The sequence below is a fragment of the Nonomuraea sp. B19D2 genome, assembly GCF_040137845.1.
Lineage (GTDB): Bacteria > Actinomycetota > Actinomycetes > Streptosporangiales > Streptosporangiaceae > Nonomuraea.
The window spans coordinates 75125-94104 of sequence record NZ_JBEFAK010000024.1; the positions used below are offsets into that span (position 1 = coordinate 75125).

Below are 18980 nucleotides of genomic sequence, written 5' to 3' on the forward strand. Positions count from 1 at the left end.
GAGCTGGACGACCACCTCTCCCGCTGGTTCGGCAAGCCCGCTCACTGATTTCACCTGAGCAACCGAAAGGCCCGTGAGGAGGGGATGGGAGCGCCCCGGCCGAGCGGCTCCGGCTACGGCTCGGCGATAGTGCGATGATGCTTTTTTCATATCCTATGTATATATTTGTGCCATGTCGTCGTCACGCCGGGAACCGGGGATCGCTGATGTCGCGCGGCTGGCCGAGGTCTCGGCGCCGACGGTGTCGCGGGTTCTCAACGGTTCGTCCGGGGTGCGGCCGGAGACCGTGGCGCGGGTCATGCGCGCGGTCAAGGAGCTCGACTACAGGCCCAAGGGAGTTGCCCGGACGCTGGTCTCGGGGGCGCGGTCGATGATCGCCGTCATGACGTCGCACCTCAACCGCTACGGGTACGCGGAGGTGCTGGCCGGTATCGAGCAGGCCGCACGCGACAACGGCTATACGGTCGCCGTCTCCGTGATGGAGTCCGAGGGCGATGACGTGGAAGGGGCGATCCGGCGCGCGCTCAGCCAGGAGATCGCGGGCGTCATCGTGATCGACTTCGACGCCCAGAGCAAGCGGGTGATCCACCGCATGCCGAGCTCGGTGCCGATGGTGGGTGTCACCGGGTTCGACGGCCGCCCGGAACACGTGCCGTACGCGGTGATGGACGAGCAGGCCGGCGGATGCCTGGTCACCGACCATCTGCTCGATCTGGGACACGGCACCGTGCACCACGTCACCGAGCCGCCGTTCGGCCGCCCGTCCGGCCGTACGGTCGGCTGGCGCGTCTCCCTGGAGGCTCGCGGAATCGTGCCGCCACCGACCTGGCCGGCCTCGTTCGACCCGCGTAGCGGATACGAGATCGGCCTCGAGCTGGCGCACCGGGACGATGTCACCGCCGTGTTCTGCGCAACGGACGTCATCGCCGCCGCTGTGCTGCGTGCGTTCCACGATGCCGGCGTGGCGCTCCCCCATGACAAGTCGGTGGCGGGGTTCGACAACCAGCCCTTCAGCCAGTTCCTCACCCCCGCCCTGACCACTGTGGAGCAGGACTTCCAGCGCCTGGGCTGGCTGGCGTTCCGGCAGGTGCTGCACCTGCGCGACGGGCAGCGGCAGCCACCCGATCTCGTCGTCAAGCCGGCGCTCGTCGTCCGCGAGTCGGCCGCCCGTCTCCGCCACTGAGATCCCCGTCAGGAGTGTCATGTCAGCGCTACCCGTCCAGCCTTCCCACGCCCTCCTCCAGCCGCTCTCCCTCCCCCAGGCCCGGCTGGTGGACGAGGGATTCTGGGGCCGGCTCCAGAGCGTCAACCGATCGGCCGTCATCCCGCACGCGGTCGAATGGATGGAGCGGCTCGGATGGGTGGCGAACTTCGACCACGCCGCGAGCGGCACCCGGTACGAGCACCGCGGGCGCGAGTTCGCCGACTCGGAAATCTACAAGATCATCGAGGCTGTCTCCTGGGAGCACGCCCGCTCGGGCCCCAGCGCGCTCGACGGAATCGCCGAGGACCTGATCCGGCGCATCGCCGCGGCGCAGGAGCCCGACGGCTACCTGCACACGCTCTTCGGCCGCCCGTGGCAGGCTCCCCGCTACAGCGACTTCACCTGGGGGCACGAGCTGTACTGTTTCGGCCACCTGATCCAGGCGGCGGTCGCGCACCACCGGGCGTACGGCGGCCGTTCCCTGCTGGATGTGGCGGTCCGGCTCGCCGATCACGTCTGCGTCATGTTCGGGCCTGGCAGGCTGAACCGGGTGTGCGGGCACGCCGGGATCGAGGTCGCGCTCGTGGAGCTGTTCCGTACCACGGGTGAGCATCGCTATCTCGACCAGGCCGCGCTGTTCGTCGAGCGGCGCGGCACGGGAACGTTGCCGCTGATCGAGTTCGGGCGAGCCTTCGCACAGGACGACCTGCCGGTCCGCAAGGCCGAGGTGCTGCGCGGGCACGCCGTACGCGCGCTCTACCTGGCCGCCGGGGCGGTCGACGTCGCGGTCGAGACCGGCGACCACGACCTGCTGGAGGCCCTGAAGACGCAGTGGGACAACACCGTCGCCCGCCGGACCTACATCACCGGCGGGATGGGCTCGCATCACATGGACGAGGCCTTCGGCGAGGACTACGTGCTGCCACCGGACCGCTCCTACTGCGAGACCTGCGCGGGCGTCGCGTCCATCATGTTCAGCTGGCGGCTGCTACTGGCCACCGGCGAGCCCCGCTACGCCGACCTGATCGAACGCACCCTCTACAACATCGTCGCCACCTCGCTCGGTGAGGACGGCCGGTCGTTCTTCTACGCCAACACCCTGCACCAGCGCCACCCGAACAGTGAGGTCCCGCTCAACGACGACGGTGTGTGCATCCGCGGCGGCTCCGGCCGGCGTCAAACCTGGTACGAGGTCTCCTGCTGCCCGCCCAACCTGGCCCGCACCCTCGCGAGCCTCGGCGGATACCTGGCCACCACTACGGCCGACGGCATCCAGATCCACCAGTACGCCTCCTCCGCCCTCGGCACCGTCGTGGACGGAGAGCCGTTCGAGTTGGCCGTCGCCACGGACCACCCATACAGCGGTGTGGTGACGATCACCGTACGAAAGGCGCCGCCCCGACCGGTGTCGATCAGACTCCGCGATCCGGAGTGGTCTGCCGACACCCGGCTCAGCCTCAACGGCGAACCTATCGATCGGACCACCGACGCCACCATGGTGCTGACCAGGACATGGCACGCAGGCGACACCCTGAAGCTGACCCTCGACATGCGGCCACGGGTCACCCGCCCCGACCACCGCATCGACGCGATCCGCGGCTGCGTGGCGGTCCAACGCGGGCCCGAAGTGCTCGCCCTGGAGTCGATCGACCTGCCGGCTTCATGGGAACTGGAGGACGCGACGCTGATGCCGGGCACAATCACCGCGGCGAACCAATCCATCGCGGCCACCGTCCGGCACCACCGATCCGGCGAAGCCCACACCGTACCCCTGATCGCCTACCGTGCGTGGGCCCGCCGCGGCCCGTCAGCCATGCGCATCTGGATCCCGGAAGCGTCCGGCCCTGGCGAAACCATGCCTGCGCCAAAGGTCTGAACCGTGTGCGGGACTGTACGGTTTTCGACCTCGGGCGGGACTAGCGTGACCGGCACTGACTGGGCCCCTCCCCGGTCAGTCGCTGCGCATCGACGAAGCAGCGGCCCTTCCCCTCGCCGCTGGTTGTGTTGTCCGGCCGGCTGATAGCGGTACTACGGCCGCCTCCGACGCCCACCCGGCACGACGCCCACTTCCCGAGACCATCGGTTATAGGACGCGACGCTCCGGCAACACCCATCTCCGCAGGTGGCCGGGCCGGGGAGGGCCTCCCCAGTTCCCGCCGCCACTATTGATGCGTTCCGCGCCCCAAACGCCGGGGAGTCCCTAACGGCTGCCTTCCAGGATCTTCACCGCGTCCATGGCCTTCGCCCCGATTTCGAGAGGCTCGGCACTCCCTCGTCCCTCGGGATGGCGGTTGCGCGGGTCCCTGCGTGATCGGCGTCCCGAGGTGTACCAGCCCATCGGCCGCCAGGAGTGGTGATGGCCTCCTCCTGCTCTACGGTCAAGCGGAGGTTCCGATGACGCCCGCGCCGAAAATTGCTGTCGACCATCTCGGGATCACGGTGCCAGACCTCGATGAGGCAATCGCGTTCTTCGTCGACGTGTTCGGATTCGACGTAGTCCTCCAAGCGGGGCCGTACGACGACTTCGGGTACGTGTGGCCGGGGAACGACGGACCCGAGAAGGCGTCGCTTCAGCTGGCGGTGCTCAAGCTCGGCGAGACGCTCGCGGCGCGAGACGACATCAAGGTCCTGGCCCCGGTACAGGTTGAAGGGGGCGGTCCGCTCGACGGCCTGATCTGGTCCTACTCCCTGACCTCGTTCGGGGTTGTCATCGAGCTCATCCGATGGCGGCCGGGACTGGCGTACGAGGCGACAAGCACGCATCATCGACTCGTGCCGCCCCCGTGGCTCCGCGACGCAGTGACCCCGTAGCGCCGGCACTATGGCCGCCGGACCTGCAGGCGGCGTGACGCTGCCCGCCAAGCCGAACTCGCCCTCACTTCATCGGGTGAGGTGAGCCGGCTCCGACCGCAAATCCAAGCTGACCAATGCTTGAGGTCAGGCCCGGGACAGTGCCGCGCGGGAGCCGCCCCGTCATTCCCAACTGTGGGCGTCAGAGTGCGTCACCGCAGGTGCCGGCCCGCCGGGCATGCTTCGAGGGCGTCGGCGCTGAGACCCGATCAGCGGATCGTCAGGTGTGAGTCGGCTGATCCTTGGGCGGTTGAACGCGCGGGCCGGGCCCTCAATATCCCCGCAGCGCCGGTGACCAAGAGGCAGCACACGATCGGGACGATCAGGGCGATTCGGAGAGTCGTGACCTGGGCGATGAGTCCGATGATTGAGGGTCCTGCGAGGAACCCGCAGTACCCGAACGCCGCCACCCTCGAGACGTAGGTCGAAGAGTGGCGTGGATCTACGTTCCCGGCCGCGGAGAACGTGAGGGGCACAGTGCCCGCGATGCCGAGCCCGGCGAGGGTCCAGCCCAGGATGGCCGTAAGGGGATTGTTGCTCAGGATGGCCAGACCGAGTCCGGCTGCGGCGAGAATGGTGGCGGCCCGGCAATACCTGCTGGGACCGACGCGTGCGACCACCCGGTCTGCGATGAGACGCACGCCCAGCATGCCAACGGAGAAGGCTCCGAAGGCGAGGGCGGCCACGTTGGGTGCGGCTCCGATGACGTTGCGCAGGTGCAGGTTGGACCAGTCGTAGGCCGCCCCTTCGGCGGTGAACAGTGCGAAGGCGACCAGTCCCAGCACGATGATTCGCCTGTTCCTCAGTGTCGGCTGGCCCGCGGGTTGGTCCTCGGTGGTGGCGTGGCGGGGCGCTGTGGGTAGCCAAGGGGCCAGGCACAGGCTGAGGGTGACGGTCGCGGCCGCGGTCCCGACGAGCAGCCACCTGACATCGACACCTGCCTGCAGCACGGCGCTGCCCAGGAGGGCCGCCAGCAGGCCTCCGGCCGAGAACCAGGCGTGGAAGGAGATGATGATGGGTCGGCCGATCTTGCGTTCGAGCGCCACGGCCAAGGCGTTCTGCGAGGCGTCGAAGATGCCGTTACAGGCGCCGAGGACCACGGCGGCCGCCAACAGCTCAGGCCAGGCGCGAGCAGCGGCCGGTCCGAGAGCCGACAGGCCGAAGGCCACACCTCCGCAGATCAGGACTCGACGTTCCCCAAAGCGCGACATCAGTCGTCCCGAGACGGACATGGCCGCGAGGGAGCTCAGTCCGAGGACCAGCAGCGTCAGCCCTACTCGCCCGTACGAGAGGGTCATCCGATCCTTGATCGACGGGATCGACACGGCCCATACTCCGAGCACGAAGCCCAGGATGAGAAAGTTGGGCGTCAGAGCGACTCGCTGCTGCGCCAACGACGGCATCGGCTTCTCCCAGAAGAACGGGGCTGGGGCGGGTGGTCAGAGACGTCCGGCGCTTGAGGCGGGGCCGCTCCCGGACGCCCGCGGCGCTGAGGGGCGGGCCAAGGCCGCCAGGAGCGCCCGATCGGCCCAGTCCGGCTTCGGCCGGACGACCTGACGCTGCAACACCGCCACCTCATGGCGGAGCACCATGATCTCGACATCCTTGGATGCCTGGCCACGTCCCAGCAACACCAGCCAGCCGAACACCCGAATCAGAGTCAGATACAGCAGACGAACCGACACAGACCGCGATCTTGCCCGCGAGGCGTCTGGGGGTCAAAGCCCCAGATCAAGCACCACGCGATGAGTTATGAAGCGGTATACGATGCGACCATGTCGAGCGATGACCTCGGCCACTGCCTCGTCATGGCTCGGGTCTCGGGGAGGGCGCTGGCTTCTGCGCGGATCACGCCTGCTTCATGCTGATCTGCTTGAGCACGGGCTGCGGACCTGTCGCAGCAATCAGTGACCTCGTTCCCGGCCGAGGAAGCACGACAGGAGTCGCCTGAAGTCGTGCGGGTGCTCGAGCGCTGGCACGTGCCCGCATCGGCCGAGCACGTGCAGACGGACATCGGCCAGGTGTTCGAGCAGGGGCAGGGCTGCCGTCCCGAGCGGGGTGACTCGGTCCTCGGCGCCGTGGACGAGCAGCACGGGCGCGCGGACCCCTGCCAGCGTTTGCGCCGAGAGGGTGAGCTCGTCGGCCCAACGTGCCCTGGGTGGAGGGAACAACGACGCGAATGCGGCCGCCCCCGCTCGCATCGCAGCTGCACGGGCAGCGACGGCCGACTCGGTCACGAGCGCTTGGTCGAGGACGAGGCGACTCAACATGTCTCGTGCCCCGAGCGGGCCGGCGGGGGCGGCCCAGATCGCGTCGAGCTCGGCGGACAGCGGCGCCCCGGGGGCGCCCATCGTCGAGACCGCCACGACACGGGTGACCTGCTGGGGACGCGCGGCCGCCAACGCCAGGGCCACGGCACCGCCCATGGAGTGGCCCACCACGGCGTAGTGCTCGACACCGAGAGCATCCATCAGGCCCGCGGCCTGCTCCGTCCACAGCCGGAGCCCACCCCTGGAGCCCGCCGGGATTGGTGTACGGCCGAACCCCGCCTGGTCAGGAGCCACCAGGTGCCAGGACGTGCCCAGCGCCTGGGCCGTCGTCGCCCAGGCGCCGGATCCGGTCGTACCGGGTCCGGAGCCGTGCAGCATCAGCACCGCGGGCCCAGTGCCGCTCTCCAGGACGTGGACGGGAGAGCCGTCGACTATGACGGTCCGAAGTGCCATCACCGGGACAGGTCAGGTGTGCTCATGCCGATGCGGAGTTGATGGACTTCGAAAAGACCTCCATCATCGCCCTGCCGAATTGCGGCATGTCGGGCCACCCCCGGCAGGAGACGAGGTTGCCGTCCACGACGTCGGGAGCGTCGATGACCGTCGCGCCCGCGTTCTCCATGTCACCGGTGATGGGGGGGAAGCACGCCGTCTTTCGACCCTTCAGCAGCCCGTACACAGCTGGCACCTGCGCGCCGTGGCACACCAGCGCGATCGGGAGGTTGCGCGCGAAGAAGTGCTCGGTGATGCGCCTGACGTCGGCGTCGACCCGGATCCACTCGGGGGCGCGTCCCCCAGGGATGATGAGGGCGTCATAGCGCTCGACGTCGACCTCGGCCCAGGGCACGTCGACCGGCAACTTTCGGCCGTTCTTCTCCACGTAGGCGTCGGAGTTGGGGTCGAACTCGTGGATGACCAGCTGAACGTCACGCATCGTCCGTGACGAGACGTCAACGTCCCAGCCGCCCTCCTGCACGCGATAGTAGGGATACATGGTGTCGAGCTCCTCGGCGGCGTCGCCGGTCAGGAGCAGCGCTCTGGGCACCTGCTTCTCCTCGCATCTGAGGCGGGTGAGGTGGATCCGATCCGATCCGATCCGATCCGATTGCGTCAGCATTCCTGGGCCCAGCCCCGCCCGTCAAGCCTTTACCGCCATTCCGTCCGCATCCTTGACGTCATCGAACAATCGTCGGAACCGCTCGCCGGACAGCAGAATGTGCCGACGCATGGCGTAGGCGGCGGCGTCGGGGTCACGCGCGGCGATCGCGGCCAGAACTTCTTCGTGCTCGGCCATGGCCAAGTGAGTGACCTGGGTGTCGTGGAGAAGCCGGAACAGGTGCACGTGCGTGTGCAGGCGAGCGAGCGCTTCGCGGATGACCTCGTTCTCCGCGCTCAGGGCGACGAGATCGTGAAAAGCGGCGTCGCGTAGCCCGAAGGCGCCATAGGCCATGAGCCCGTCGCCCCCCTCCAGCTCCGCCATCTCCTCCAGCAGTCGTCGCAGACCGGCCACCTGCTTCGGGGATGCGCGTTCGGCGGATCTGCGCGCCGCTGCCGGCTCGAGGAGCAGGCGGACCTCAAGCATGTCCTCGAATCGGTGACGGGTGATTTGGGGGGGAATGCGATAGCCGGCATGGGGCACACGCACGACCAGGCCCTCGGCCTCCATGCGGTTCAGAGCGTCTCGGATCGGCGTCTGCGAGACCCCCAGCTCTCGCGCCAGGGCGTCGATCGTGACGCGGGAGCCAGGCTCGATCCGTAGCGACATCAGCTGTCCGAGCAGCGTGTCGTACACCTCGTCGGCAAGCCGGCCGCGAGATCTTCCCGGTGGCATTCCGGCCGTCATGGCCCCACGGCGCCGCGCGATCATCGCCTCGTCGTCCATCGTGACATGAGGTCCTTTCTTGCGTTTTCGGGAACCTGTTGACATCGGTCGCAACGCTGCGGGATGTTGACGCCCCCACTCAGATCGTATAGGAAAGGTGACGGATGTCAGCCATCCTTCACCCATCGGGGAACCGCCCGCCATCGCTCCGCGATCAGTTGGAGCTCCCATGAGCATGCTCGACGTCCTTCTCGGTTCGCCACCGGGCCGCACAAGGGCCGAAGGACTGCTCGACTGCCTGAAGCCCCATGACGTCGTGGCGTACTCGTGACGCCGGTCTGCGGGTCAGCCCCTGCGACAGCCGGCAACACGCCTGAACACCCCAGCAACTGCTCGGCGAAGCACGCGGCAGGGCTCCAGAAGTCCCCACCCAGAAAGCAGGCAAGAAGATGCGGTATCCAAAGCGAATAGGACGACTGTCCGTTCCCGGTCGAAAGGTGCAGCTGGCGACGGCGGCCATGTTAGCGGCCACGACCGTGGCGGCTTGCGGCGGCGACACGCAGGCGAGCGCCCCCAAGGCACCGGCGACCATCCCGGAGCTCACCAAGGACCCGCTGACCCTCAGCTTCATCTGGTTCGACTGGCCCCCCGCCCACGCGCTGGAAGACTTCGCGAACGCGGAGTACACCAAGGAGCGGTCGAACGTGACCATCAAGGTCAACACCGTGCCGAACGCGAACTGGCACGACGCGATGTTCACCCAGTTCGCAGCACACAAGACCGACTTCGACATCCCGATCCTGGACTCGCAACACATCGGCGAGGCCGTGACGAACGGCAACATCCTCGACATCACCGACTTCGTCAAGAAGAACATCGACGTCAAGGCCTACAACCCGTACCTCCTGGCGGCCTACGGCCAGTTCCCCCAGGCGGAGACCGGGAAGCGCGACGAAAACGCCCCCCTGTACGGACTGCCGCTGCTCGGCGACACCTGGACGATGATCTACCGCAAGGACCTGATCGGCGACAAGCCACCGCAGACCTGGGACGAGATGATCTCAGTCGCCGAGAAGTGCCAGGCGGACCACCCTGGCGTCAGCGGGCTGGCTTTCCACCAGGCCAACGGCTCCGACGCCGCGGCCGTAACCTACAACACGGTCAACGGCGTCTACGGCGGCAACCTCTGGGACTCCAAGAAGCGCAAGATCCAGGGCGTCCTCAACGACACTGCGGGCCAGGAGGCGATGGACGTCCTGGTCAACAAGATGAAGCCGCTGACCGCCAAGGGCTCCGGCAACTGGTTCATCGACGAGGTGAACGCGGCGGTCGCCCAGGGCAAGGCATGCATCGCGTTCAACTGGATCGCCGCGAGCGGCGGCCTGCTTGACCCGAAGCAGTCGACGCTCGGCACCACGCGGGAGCAGATTCTCGACAAGCTGGGTTTCGCCCCGCTGCCGAGCCAGAAGACGAACCTGGTGCCTCTCGGCGGCATGGGGATGCACGTGTCGGCCTACTCCTCCAAGACGAACCAGGCGGAGGCCCTGAACTTCATGAAGTGGTTCGAGCGGGCTGACATCCAGAAGAAGTGGGCCGCCGCTGGTGGCGTGCCATCGCGTACGGACGCCCTGGAGTCGCCCGAGTTCCTCAATGCCCAGCCGTTCAACCAGGTGTACACCGACTCGGTTCCGCGGATGCGGGACATGTGGAACGTGCCCGAGTACGCGCGCCTCGTCGACATTGAGAACACCAACGTGAACGCGGCTCTCAACGGCGCGAAGAAGCCGAAGGATGCGCTCGACGACATCGCCAAGGAGCAGCAGGGCGTGCTCGACTCCAGCAGCCGCAAGGGCGGCGGCGGACTGTGAGTGACCCCGTCCCTCTGACGACCGACCACCCCGGGCAGGTGGCGTCCGCGACGCCGCCTGCACCGGGTCGGTCCCGCCGCTTGAGCGACCGCTGGCTCGCCGTGGCCTTCATCTCCCCCGCGTTGCTGCTGTTGCTCGCAATGTCGGTGTTCCCGTTGCTGTGGGCGTTGTACCTGTCTTTCACCGACTACTCGGCCACCCGCGGGGGGCCCGCCCATTTCATCTGGTTCGAGAACTTCACCGCCATCCTGACTTCGGCGCAGGTCCACCTGAGGGCCTTGACGACGTTGATCTACGTGATCGGCGCGGTCACCCTGCAGACCGTGCTCGGTTTCGCCATCGCCTACCTGATCTCACGGCGTACGCACGGGCGAGGACTGCTGACCACTCTGTTCCTGGTTCCGATGATGCTGTCGCCCGTCGTGGTCGGGCTGTTCTGGCGATTCATGCTCGACGCGCAATTCGGCGTGATCAACAGCATGCTCGGCTCGCTCGGCCTGGGGCAGGTGGAGTGGCTCACCCGGCAGCGAACGGCATTGATTTCCCTGATCGTGGTCGACACCTGGCAATGGACGCCGTTCATCATGCTCATCGCACTTGCGGGCCTTACCGCGGTCCCCAAGTACTTGTACGAGGCCGCCTCGATCGACCGGGCGTCCGAGTGGTTCCGGTTCCGCACCATCACTCTTCCGCTGGTGTGGCCGCTGCTCCTCATTGCCGTGTTGTTCAGGGCCATCGAGGCCTTCCGGCTGTTCGACCTCGTCTACATCCTCACCAGCGGAGGTCCGGGGGTCTCCACCGAGACGTTGTCGTTCCACGTCTACAAGGTCGCGTTCCTGGGCTTCAACACCGGAACCGCCTCGGCGTACGGGATCCTCATGGTCCTCGTCGTCATGGTCCTCACGCAGCTCTACCTGCGCTACTTGAACAAGCTCAAGGAGGACTGATGGCCGTCTCCGTCGACGAGGCCGTGTCCACAGGTCCTGCCCGGGATCACACGCCCCCCGCGCGTCGCTTCGGCGGCCGGGGCCGCTCCGTGCTGGAGGTCGCGCTGCTGACCGTGCTGGCCGTCGTGATGCTCTTTCCGGCGCTGTGGATGATCGAGACGTCCATCAAGGAGAACCGGGACGTCTACGCCATCCCGGCCAAGTTCTTCGACTTCAAGGTCACTATGGACCATTTCAAGGACGTGTTCGTCGCCTCCGGCGGCGGTCGCTCGGCCTTGTCCGTCTCGTTCCTCAACTCCGTCGTGGTCGCCGGGGTCTCCACGGCGCTGGCCACCGTGCTGGGGGTCCCGGCGGCCTGGGCCTACTCACGCTTCGCTGTGAAGGCCAAGAAGGACCAACTGTTCTTCATCCTGTCCACCCGCTTCATGCCGCCCGTGGTGGTCGTGATCCCGATCTTCCTCATGTACCGCCAAGTCGGACTCATCGACACCAAGCTCGGCCTGATCCTCATCTACGCCGCGTTCAACGTCCCGTTCACGATCTGGATGATGAAGGGGTTCGTCGACGAGGTGCCCGCAGAGTACGAGGATGCCGCCATGCTCGACGGCTACACCCGCTTGCAGGCGTTCTGGCGATTCACCCTTCCCCTGCTCCTGCCCGGCATCGCCGCGACGGCGGTCTTCGCACTCATCTTCTCGTGGAACGAGTTCGTGTTCGCCATCTTCCTTACCTCCAGCGACGCCGTGCGGACGGCCCCACCCGCCATCGCCGGCCTCATCGGTGGAACCACTGTGGACTGGGGTCTCGTGGCCGCCGCCTCCGTAGTGTTCGCCCTACCGGTGCTCGTCTTCGCCTACCTGGTGCGCAAGCACCTCGTCGCCGGTGTGACGCTCGGGGCGGTGCGACGCTGATGGCGGGCATCGAGGTGACCGCCCTGCACAAGCGCTACCCGGACGGGACGGTCGCAGTTGATCACGTGGACCTGTCCATCGGCGACGGCGAGCTGTTCGTGATGCTCGGCCCTTCGGGTTGCGGCAAGACGACCACGCTGCGGGCCATAGCCGGCCTGGAGAGACAGACGACGGGCGACATCCGCATCGGCGACACGCTGGTCAACGACCTGCCGCCCGCCGAGCGCGACATCGCCATGGTGTTCCAGTTCTACGCTCTCTACCCGCATCTGAGAACCCGCGACAACCTGGCGTTCCCCCTGCGGGCCGAGGGACTGCCCAAGCAGGAGGTGCGCGAGCGGGTCGACGAGGCCGCCCGGCTGATGCGGCTCGGTCCGCTCCTGGACCGGCGACCGCACCGGCTGTCCGGCGGGGAGCAGCAGCGCGTCGCGCTTGCTCGCGCCCTGGTGCGACGGCCGCGCGCATTCCTCATGGACGAACCTCTCACCAATCTGGACGCGGAGCTGAGGGCGGACATGCGCACGGAGATCAAGCACCTGCAGGGGGAGCTAGGGACGACGATGGTCTACGTCACCCACGACCAAGTCGAGGCGATGTCGCTCGGTCACAGAATCGCCATCCTCAACAAGGGCCGCGTCGAGCAGATCGGCACGCCGCTGGAAGTCTACGACCGTCCGGCGAGTCTTTTCTGCGCCGCATTCATCGGCTCCCCGCCGATGAACCTGATTGAGGCTGAGGTGGCCGACGGGAAGCTGCGCAGTCAGGGCGGACTGGTCCTCACGCCACCGCCAAACCTGCCGCGCGACCGTCGCCTGGTCGCAGGCGTGCGGCCGGAGGCGCTGGAAGTCACAGAACCAGGGGCGGAACGTTCGGTCCCGGCCCGCGTGGTCTCGGCGGAGTGGCTGGGCGACGAAATCATCTACGTGGTTGACCACGGCGGCCAGCGCGACGTACGGGTTCGGATGCCACCGGCTGTCCGTTTCTCTGCTGACGCACCGGTCGGGCTGCGGCACACCGGCGGCCCCCCGCCGGTCTACGACGTGAGCACGGAAGAGCTGGTGGCCTGATGGGAACCGTGGCAGTGCACGGGCTGTGCAAGTCCTTCGGTAAAGTCCAGGCCCTGGACGGGGTGACGCTGGACGTGCCGGACGGCTCGTTCTTCGTCGTGCTCGGGCCCTCCGGGGCAGGCAAGACGACGACCCTGCGAGCGATCGCCGGCCTTGAGAAGCTTGACGCCGGGTCGGTGCATCTGGACGGGAGGGACGCGACCGGTGACGCCCCGGCCGCACGCGACCTGGCCATGGTCTTCCAGAACTACGCCCTCTACCCGCGACACACGGCGTACGAGAACATCGCTTCGCCGCTGCGGGCACGCCGCTGTTCTTCGAGCGAGATCGCTGCCGCCGTCGAGCAGATGTCGAGCCTGCTGCACATCGAACGTCTGCTGCAGCGTCGTCCCGCGCAGTTGTCGGGCGGTGAGATGCAGCGTGTCGCCCTGGCCCGGGCGCTGGTCCGTCGTCCGCGCGCGTTTCTCATGGACGAGCCGCTGACGAACCTCGACCTCAAGCTCCGCGTCGAGATGCGCACCGAGCTCACCCGCATCCACCGGAGCCTCGGAGCAACCTTCATCTACGTGACCAACGACCAGGTCGAGGCCCTGTCCATGGCCGACCAGGTCGCGGTCCTCAAGGAGGGGAAGGTGCAACAGGTCGGAACGCCGACTGAGGTGTACGAGCGTCCAGCCAACCAGTGGGTCGCAGGCTTCGTCGGGAGCCCGCCGATCAGCCTGCTCGCCTGCCACGCCGAGGGAGATCGTCTGGTCGGGGCGGAAGGCTGGACGCTGCCGCGGCCCCGCTGGACCACGGCTGAGGACGGTCGTCCGCTGCTGCTGGGCCTGCGCGCAGAGGACCTGTCCGTCGAGCAGCGTGGGGACGCGTCGTTGTCGGGTGAGCTCTACGGCCTTGAGCCGCTCGGTGACCGAACGGTGGTCGACGTCCGAGTGGGGACGGAGATCCTCAAGGTCAAGGCACGACCCACCGTCACCGGCACGCCGGGCGAGCGGCTGCATGTCACGGTCGACCTGGACCGTGCGCACCTGTTCGATGCGGGCACCGGGCTGGCGCTGTCCGAGGCCGGGAGGTAACCGCGCAGGGCGGCGACGTCAACATGCGCCCGCACGTGGCAAGCGCGCCTCGGCGGACCGTCACCGGTGAGCACGGCCTGACGACGCTGAAGCAGCCATGGCCCGAGAAGGCGATCGGTGGCGCGGGGCGTCGCCCTGCAGCCAGGGCCAAGGCCACGTTCGACCCGCTCGGCAACCTCGACCCCGACGAGGTCGTGTGACCCGTTCGTCAACGCGCGTGGCGCGATCGCTGAGGTCACGCTGGACATCACCAAGAACATCACAGGAGGCGACGCAATGAGTGACCCGATGAACGTCCTGGCCCCCGAGCACCGGCGGCTCCGGATTGGCGACGCCTGGCGCGACGCCGCCAGCGGAGCCACCTTTGTCGTCGAGGACCCGGCCACCGGCAAGACCATCGCCGAGGTGGCGGACGCCGACGTCGTTGACGGGCTCGCCGCTCTGGACGTGGCGAGCAAGGCAATGGCGGAGTGGGCGGCGACCCCGCCGCGAAAACGGTCAGAGTTGTTGACCGCGACGTACCGGGCACTGACCGAGCGATCCGAGGAGGTCGCCCGGCTGATAACGCTCGAGATGGGCAAGCCGCTCGCCGAGGCTCGGGGAGAGGTAGCCTACGGCGCCGAGTTCTTCCGTTGGTTCGCCGAGGAGGCGGTGCGCGTCGAGGGGCGCTACAACACCGCTCCCGCTGGTGGATATCGCATCCTCACCGTGCCGAAGCCGGTCGGACCGTGCGTCTTCGTGACGCCCTGGAACTTTCCGTTGGCCATGGGTGCCCGCAAGATCGCTCCTGCGCTGGCGGCGGGCTGCACGACGATCACCAAGCCGGCAGCCCAGACGCCACTCACCATGCTGTTCCTGGCCCGCATCATGGAGGAGGTCGGCGTTCCCCCGGGCGTCGTCAACGTCGTGACAACCAAGCGCGCCGGCGAGGTGGTCTCAGCACTGCTAGCCGACCGTCGGACCCGCAAGCTTTCGTTCACCGGGTCGACCGAGGTCGGGCGCGTGCTGCTACGACAGGCGGCGGACAACGTGCTGCGCACCTCCATGGAACTGGGCGGCAACGCGGCCTTGATCGTGTGTGCCGACGCGGACCTGGACGTCGCGCTCGACGGTGCCATGGTGGCCAAGATGCGCAACATCGGGGAGTCCTGCATCGCGGCCAACCGAATCTACGTCGAGGAGCCGGTGCGCGAGGAGTTCACGGCGCGCTTCGCCAAGCGGATGGGCGCGCTCTCGGTGGGCCATGGTCTCGACGACGGCGTGGACGTCGGGGCGTTGATCGACGAGGCCTCGGTCACCAAGATCAACGAGCTCGTCGCCGACGCGGTCAATCGCGGCGCCCGTGTCCTGGTGGGCGGCGAGCGTCCGGATCGGCCGGGGTACTTCTACCCGCCTACGGTCCTCGTCGACGTGCCCGAGGACGCGCGGATGCTGGAGGCGGAAATCTTCGGCCCGGTGGCGCCGATCATCTCGTTCACGTCCGACGACGAGGTGATTGCGAAGGCCAACGACACCGAGCACGGCCTGGTCGGATACGTCTTCACCCGTGACCTCCAGCGGGCGCTCCGGTTCACCGAGGGGCTGGAGACGGGGATGGTCGGCATCAACCGTGGTCTGATCTCGGACCCGTCAGCTCCGTTCGGAGGCGTGAAGCAGTCCGGGATCGGCAAGGAGGGGTCGCACGAGGGCATCCTTGAGTACCTCGACGTCACCTACGCGGCGATCGACCTACCGTGACCGGCCTGCTGCTGCGGGTGCCCGCCGGGGATCACCGCGCCCTGCTCACACATGACCTGACCGGCCTCCACCCGTGGGGCGGGACCCGGGCCATGGTCGGCACGAATCCGCCGGCACCCGGGGACGCCATCGACTCCGCCGGTGTGCGCGCCACAGACGCGGCCGCGTCGGTGGCTGGCGCGATCAGCCCTTTCGGCGGTCCCAAAGGCTACGCCCTCGGGCTCATGACCGAGGTGCTGGTCGCGACCTTGACTCGTACCGCCCTTGGCGACGATGTCCGCCGGACCCTCGACCCGACTGACCCGCCCACCAAGGGCGACGTCTTCATCGCGATGGACCCGAGGGCGCCCGGGCACGACCGAGTCTGGGAGCCCGGCGCGCGCCTGCGCCACCCGGCAGCCAACCTTGCCGACGCCGTCCCGGTCTCGCAGGTGACCTGGACGTCCGCCCAGCAAATCACCGCCGACGTTCCAGAGAGGCACTGACATGCTTGAGACCGTCCGCGGACCACGCCAGCTGATAGTGGGCGAAGGGGTCGCGCAGAACATCCCACGAGTGGTGGCCGAGTGTGGCTCGCGAGTCCTCATCGTGACCGACCGGGTTCTTCTGGGGCAGCCGGGCGTGGCCGAGATCGTGGCCGCCGTGCGGGAGAAGGTCGAAGTCGTCGGGGTGTTTGCCGACGCGACTCCGGACGTGCCACTCGACGATGTCGCCCTGGCCGTCTCGGCCGCCGCAGAGGTGGACGCCGACGTGATCCTCGCCATCGGGGGTGGCACGGTGATCGACCTCGCCAAAATCGTCGGCGTCATCCGGCGCCACGGTGGGACACCGCGCGACTTCTACGGCGAGTCGAAGGTGCCGGGGCCGACGATTCCTCTCGTCGCCGTCCCGACGACGTCAGGCACCGGCTCCGAGCTCACGCCCGTCTCGGTGTTGACCGACCCGGACCGCGAGCTGAAGGTGGGGGTCTCCAGCGTCCACATCGTGCCCGACTTCGCCATCGTCGACCCCGAGCTCACCTACACCTGCCCTGCGACCGTCACTGCCCACTCCGGCATCGACGCGTTTTGTCACGCGGTGGAGAGCTACACCGCGCGACCCCGGGCCCACGGACCGCGCGACCTGGTGAAGCAGGTCTTCCTCGGCCGCAACCCGATCACCGATCACTACGCGCTCCTGGCCGCGGAGCGGATCGCCCGCAGCTTGCCCCAAGTCGTCAGGGACGGAGGCGACAAGGACGCGCGCGCGGACATGTCCTATGGGTCCATGCTGGCCGGGCTCGCATTTTCCCACGCAGGCAACGCGGCTCCGCACGCCCTCCAGTACCCCATCGGCGCAGCCACCCACACGCCGCACGGCCTGGGCGTCGGGCTGCTGCTGCCCTACGCGCTGGACGCGGCCAGGGATGCCATCGGCGACCGGTTGGCCATCCTCGCCGGGGTGTGCGGGCTCGACGTGACCTACGCCTCGGATGCCGAGGCCGCAGATACGTTCCTCACATGGCTCGACGGGCTCCTTGCCGACATCGGCATCCCTGCCACCTTGGCGGACATCGGCGTGGCACGCGCCGACCTCCCGCGCTTCGCGGAGATGGCCAGTGGCGTCACCCGCTTGATCCAGAACCATCCAGGCCCGACCGACACCGCCAGCCTGACCGCGATCCTCGAAGCGGCCTGGATCGGGGACCGGACCCGACACGTCCTGACTCCGGAGCAGAGATAGTGACGGGCCTTTCACATGACGACGAGTTCCCTGCCCCACCCTGGGTATCGGAATTGTCGGCTACGCCTTAATGGGTGCCACCCATTCCCAGGCCTGGCGCACAGCTGCGCGCCCACCAGGCCCGCCACGGCCGCTTTCCAGCGATTTATGCCGCGTGCGCGACCGGGTTCGCGAGGTCCTGGGGCCGTCGCCGGTGGTGACCTTCGCCTTATGGCGGGTGGCCATTTTGGAGACGGTGGACTGGTGCTTGAGGGCCAGCGTCTTCAGCATCGACACCTCGGCGTGCCAGCGCAGCGTGCACAGCCGCCAGGCGTCCTTGGCGAGCAGGTAGTAGTTCACGACGCTGCGATACTCGGCTCCGTAAACCCGCACGATGTCGTAATCGTCCAGGTTCTGGAGCCGCGGCCAGTAGCACGGTCTTCCGTGTTTCCGGTAGCGGGCGCACTGGGCCCTGACCACGTCCGGAGGCACTTTCAGCGCGATCTTGCCATTGGACGACCGGCGGCCATTGCTGATCTTCGTGCTGGAGTGCTGGGCGGTGATGTCATAGCCGAGGAACCGCGCCCGCGGGCTGCGGGCGTGCGTGATGAGGGTCTTGTCCTGGTTGAGTTAAGTCCGAGGGTCTCCCGGAGGAACCGCGCCAGCTTCGCCTTGATCTCCTCGGCTTCGGCCTTCGGCCCGGTAAAACCCAGTATGTGGTCGTCCGCGTATCTTACGTACTTCAGACGGCGGCAACCGGGGTCCATCGGGTCGGTTGAGGGGAGCGTGCGCATTTCCAGCGCGAGACGCCGGGCCTCCGCCCGGTCCCCGCGCCGCCGCGCTCTCCTGAGCAGGGCGTCGGCCTGCCGGTAGGCGGTATTGGCGGCCCGCGTCGCCCCCCGCGTGTACTGCGGGATCAGTTCCCGCTCGACGAACTCGTCGAGCTTGTGCAGGTAGATGTTGCTGAGGATCGGGGACACCGTGCCGCCCTGCAGAACTCCGCTGAGCCCCCAAGCAGGTCATCGACCTGAAACCTGCAGCACGCTGACCAGCCCGAACATCACCGCCTAGAGAAACGCCCTCCAGGCGGCCACACCCATGTCAGCCCAGTTCAGAGCCCACATTCGGACCTCCATCTCGCTGAATTACGCGGAACGCGGGGTTAACGAAGCTGTCAACGGCCCATCGCTGATCGATCGCCTCTCCACACGCTCGGATACTTTCGCGCCGGACCCCACCATGCTCGGCATGCTGGGGTCCACTTGCCTGACGTGCCTTAACGGCCGTCATGCGGCTGACCAGCAAGTTCGTTCGACAACCCAGATAACGACGGGACCTCCTTCGTCGGTCCCACGCCATCGAGCATCTCTGGTGACGGCGAACGACTGCTGTAGCACCCAGAAAAGCATGCCGACCTCGGATATGGCGCGAGGAACAGCATGTCAGCACTGAGTTCCTCGGAAGTTGTTCCCATGCCCCGGCTGCTCCAGGTACGCGGCGACCTGGAGCAGCCGGGCCCCACGCCCA

The 18980-nt window shown here is 67.7% G+C and carries 19 protein-coding genes; 12 read left to right on the top strand and 7 right to left on the bottom strand.

The window, feature by feature from the left end; genetic code table 11:
• Positions 1–172 precede the first annotated feature (172 nt).
• The 3 genes from ABN273_RS35525 (at position 173) to ABN273_RS35535 (ending at position 4015) form a co-directional block, all read left to right on the top strand.
• Positions 173–1183, top strand: a complete 1011-nt coding sequence (locus ABN273_RS35525) for a LacI family DNA-binding transcriptional regulator (RefSeq protein ID WP_349453482.1) — start codon at positions 173–175, stop codon at positions 1181–1183.
• A gap of 19 nt (positions 1184–1202) precedes the next feature.
• Complete coding sequence (locus ABN273_RS35530) at positions 1203–3080, top strand: glycoside hydrolase family 127 protein (protein WP_349453483.1); 1878 nt, start codon at positions 1203–1205, stop codon at positions 3078–3080.
• A 518-nt stretch (positions 3081–3598) separates the two neighbouring features.
• Positions 3599–4015, top strand: coding sequence for a VOC family protein (locus tag ABN273_RS35535; RefSeq protein WP_349453484.1), 417 nt, complete (start codon positions 3599–3601; stop codon positions 4013–4015).
• 248 nt (positions 4016–4263) lie between these two features.
• Here ABN273_RS35535 and ABN273_RS35540 read toward each other — a convergent pair whose 3' ends face one another.
• The 5 genes from ABN273_RS35540 to ABN273_RS35560 form a co-directional block, all read right to left on the bottom strand.
• Positions 4264–5457, bottom strand: a complete 1194-nt coding sequence (locus tag ABN273_RS35540) for an MFS transporter (protein ID WP_349453485.1) — start codon at positions 5455–5457, stop codon at positions 4264–4266.
• A gap of 36 nt (positions 5458–5493) precedes the next feature.
• Positions 5494–5739: a hypothetical protein gene (locus ABN273_RS35545; RefSeq protein ID WP_349453486.1), complete on the bottom strand. Its 246-nt coding sequence runs from the start codon at positions 5737–5739 to the stop codon at positions 5494–5496.
• A 219-nt stretch (positions 5740–5958) separates the two neighbouring features.
• A complete protein-coding gene (locus ABN273_RS35550) occupies positions 5959–6777 on the bottom strand; it encodes an alpha/beta fold hydrolase (RefSeq protein WP_349453553.1) in 819 nt (272 codons plus the stop codon).
• 22 nt (positions 6778–6799) lie between these two features.
• Positions 6800–7369, bottom strand: a complete 570-nt coding sequence (locus ABN273_RS35555) for a DJ-1/PfpI family protein (protein ID WP_138666282.1) — start codon at positions 7367–7369, stop codon at positions 6800–6802.
• A gap of 93 nt (positions 7370–7462) precedes the next feature.
• Positions 7463–8206 carry a GntR family transcriptional regulator gene (locus ABN273_RS35560; RefSeq protein WP_349453487.1) on the bottom strand — a complete coding sequence of 248 codons (744 nt, stop codon included), beginning with the start codon at positions 8204–8206 and terminating at the stop codon, positions 7463–7465.
• A 437-nt stretch (positions 8207–8643) separates the two neighbouring features.
• Here ABN273_RS35560 and ABN273_RS35565 point away from each other — a divergent pair, with 437 nt between their 5' ends.
• The 9 genes from ABN273_RS35565 to ABN273_RS35605 all read left to right on the top strand — a co-directional run bounded on the left by ABN273_RS35565 (position 8644) and on the right by ABN273_RS35605 (position 17474).
• Positions 8644–10014, top strand: a complete 1371-nt coding sequence (locus tag ABN273_RS35565) for an extracellular solute-binding protein (protein WP_349453488.1) — start codon at positions 8644–8646, stop codon at positions 10012–10014.
• Between the two features lie 80 nt (positions 10015–10094).
• Positions 10095–10961: a carbohydrate ABC transporter permease gene (locus ABN273_RS35570; RefSeq protein WP_349453489.1), complete on the top strand. Its 867-nt coding sequence runs from the start codon at positions 10095–10097 to the stop codon at positions 10959–10961.
• A complete protein-coding gene (locus ABN273_RS35575) occupies positions 10961–11872 on the top strand; it encodes a carbohydrate ABC transporter permease (RefSeq protein ID WP_349453490.1) in 912 nt (303 codons plus the stop codon). Before ABN273_RS35570 ends, ABN273_RS35575 begins: the two co-directional genes overlap by 1 nt.
• Entirely contained in the window at positions 11872–12939 is a 1068-nt protein-coding gene (locus tag ABN273_RS35580; RefSeq protein WP_349453491.1) for an ABC transporter ATP-binding protein, read from the top strand. Before ABN273_RS35575 ends, ABN273_RS35580 begins: the two co-directional genes overlap by 1 nt.
• Positions 12939–14015 carry an ABC transporter ATP-binding protein gene (locus ABN273_RS35585; protein ID WP_349453492.1) on the top strand — a complete coding sequence of 359 codons (1077 nt, stop codon included), beginning with the start codon at positions 12939–12941 and terminating at the stop codon, positions 14013–14015. The genes ABN273_RS35580 and ABN273_RS35585 overlap by 1 nt, the downstream gene beginning before the upstream one ends.
• Before the next feature lie 35 nt (positions 14016–14050).
• On the top strand, positions 14051–14215 hold the full coding sequence (locus ABN273_RS35590; RefSeq protein WP_349453493.1) for an FAD-linked oxidase C-terminal domain-containing protein: 165 nt from the start codon (positions 14051–14053) through the stop codon (positions 14213–14215).
• 76 nt (positions 14216–14291) lie between these two features.
• On the top strand, positions 14292–15752 hold the full coding sequence (locus ABN273_RS35595) for an NAD-dependent succinate-semialdehyde dehydrogenase (protein ID WP_349453494.1): 1461 nt from the start codon (positions 14292–14294) through the stop codon (positions 15750–15752).
• Complete coding sequence (locus tag ABN273_RS35600; protein ID WP_349453495.1) at positions 15749–16237, top strand: Ldh family oxidoreductase; 489 nt, start codon at positions 15749–15751, stop codon at positions 16235–16237. Before ABN273_RS35595 ends, ABN273_RS35600 begins: the two co-directional genes overlap by 4 nt.
• Position 16238: 1 nt before the next feature.
• Complete coding sequence (locus ABN273_RS35605) at positions 16239–17474, top strand: iron-containing alcohol dehydrogenase (protein WP_349453496.1); 1236 nt, start codon at positions 16239–16241, stop codon at positions 17472–17474.
• A gap of 60 nt (positions 17475–17534) precedes the next feature.
• Here the strand turns inward: ABN273_RS35605 and ABN273_RS35610 are convergent, their stop codons facing one another.
• Both ABN273_RS35610 and ABN273_RS35615 read right to left on the bottom strand, forming a co-directional pair.
• Positions 17535–17945, bottom strand: a complete 411-nt coding sequence (locus ABN273_RS35610) for a group II intron reverse transcriptase/maturase (RefSeq protein WP_349453497.1) — start codon at positions 17943–17945, stop codon at positions 17535–17537.
• 2 nt (positions 17946–17947) lie between these two features.
• Entirely contained in the window at positions 17948–18433 is a 486-nt protein-coding gene (locus tag ABN273_RS35615) for an RNA-dependent RNA polymerase family protein (RefSeq protein ID WP_349453498.1), read from the bottom strand.
• Between the last annotated feature and the right edge of the window lie 547 nt (positions 18434–18980).

Bases quoted from the DNA above. Each gene is read 5' to 3' on its own strand.
- ABN273_RS35525 (WP_349453482.1), top strand. From the start codon at position 173: ATGTCGTCGTCACGCCGGGAACCGGGGATCGCTGATGTCGCGCGGCTG.
- ABN273_RS35530 (WP_349453483.1), top strand. From the start codon at position 1,203: ATGTCAGCGCTACCCGTCCAGCCTTCCCACGCCCTCCTCCAGCCGCTC.
- ABN273_RS35535 (WP_349453484.1), top strand. From the start codon at position 3,599: ATGACGCCCGCGCCGAAAATTGCTGTCGACCATCTCGGGATCACGGTG.
- ABN273_RS35540 (WP_349453485.1), bottom strand. From the start codon at position 5,457: ATGCCGTCGTTGGCGCAGCAGCGAGTCGCTCTGACGCCCAACTTTCTC.
- ABN273_RS35550 (WP_349453553.1), bottom strand. From the start codon at position 6,777: ATGGCACTTCGGACCGTCATAGTCGACGGCTCTCCCGTCCACGTCCTG.
- ABN273_RS35560 (WP_349453487.1), bottom strand. From the start codon at position 8,206: ATGGACGACGAGGCGATGATCGCGCGGCGCCGTGGGGCCATGACGGCC.
- ABN273_RS35575 (WP_349453490.1), top strand. From the start codon at position 10,961: ATGGCCGTCTCCGTCGACGAGGCCGTGTCCACAGGTCCTGCCCGGGAT.
- ABN273_RS35580 (WP_349453491.1), top strand. From the start codon at position 11,872: ATGGCGGGCATCGAGGTGACCGCCCTGCACAAGCGCTACCCGGACGGG.
- ABN273_RS35585 (WP_349453492.1), top strand. From the start codon at position 12,939: ATGGGAACCGTGGCAGTGCACGGGCTGTGCAAGTCCTTCGGTAAAGTC.
- ABN273_RS35595 (WP_349453494.1), top strand. From the start codon at position 14,292: ATGAGTGACCCGATGAACGTCCTGGCCCCCGAGCACCGGCGGCTCCGG.
- ABN273_RS35605 (WP_349453496.1), top strand. From the start codon at position 16,239: ATGCTTGAGACCGTCCGCGGACCACGCCAGCTGATAGTGGGCGAAGGG.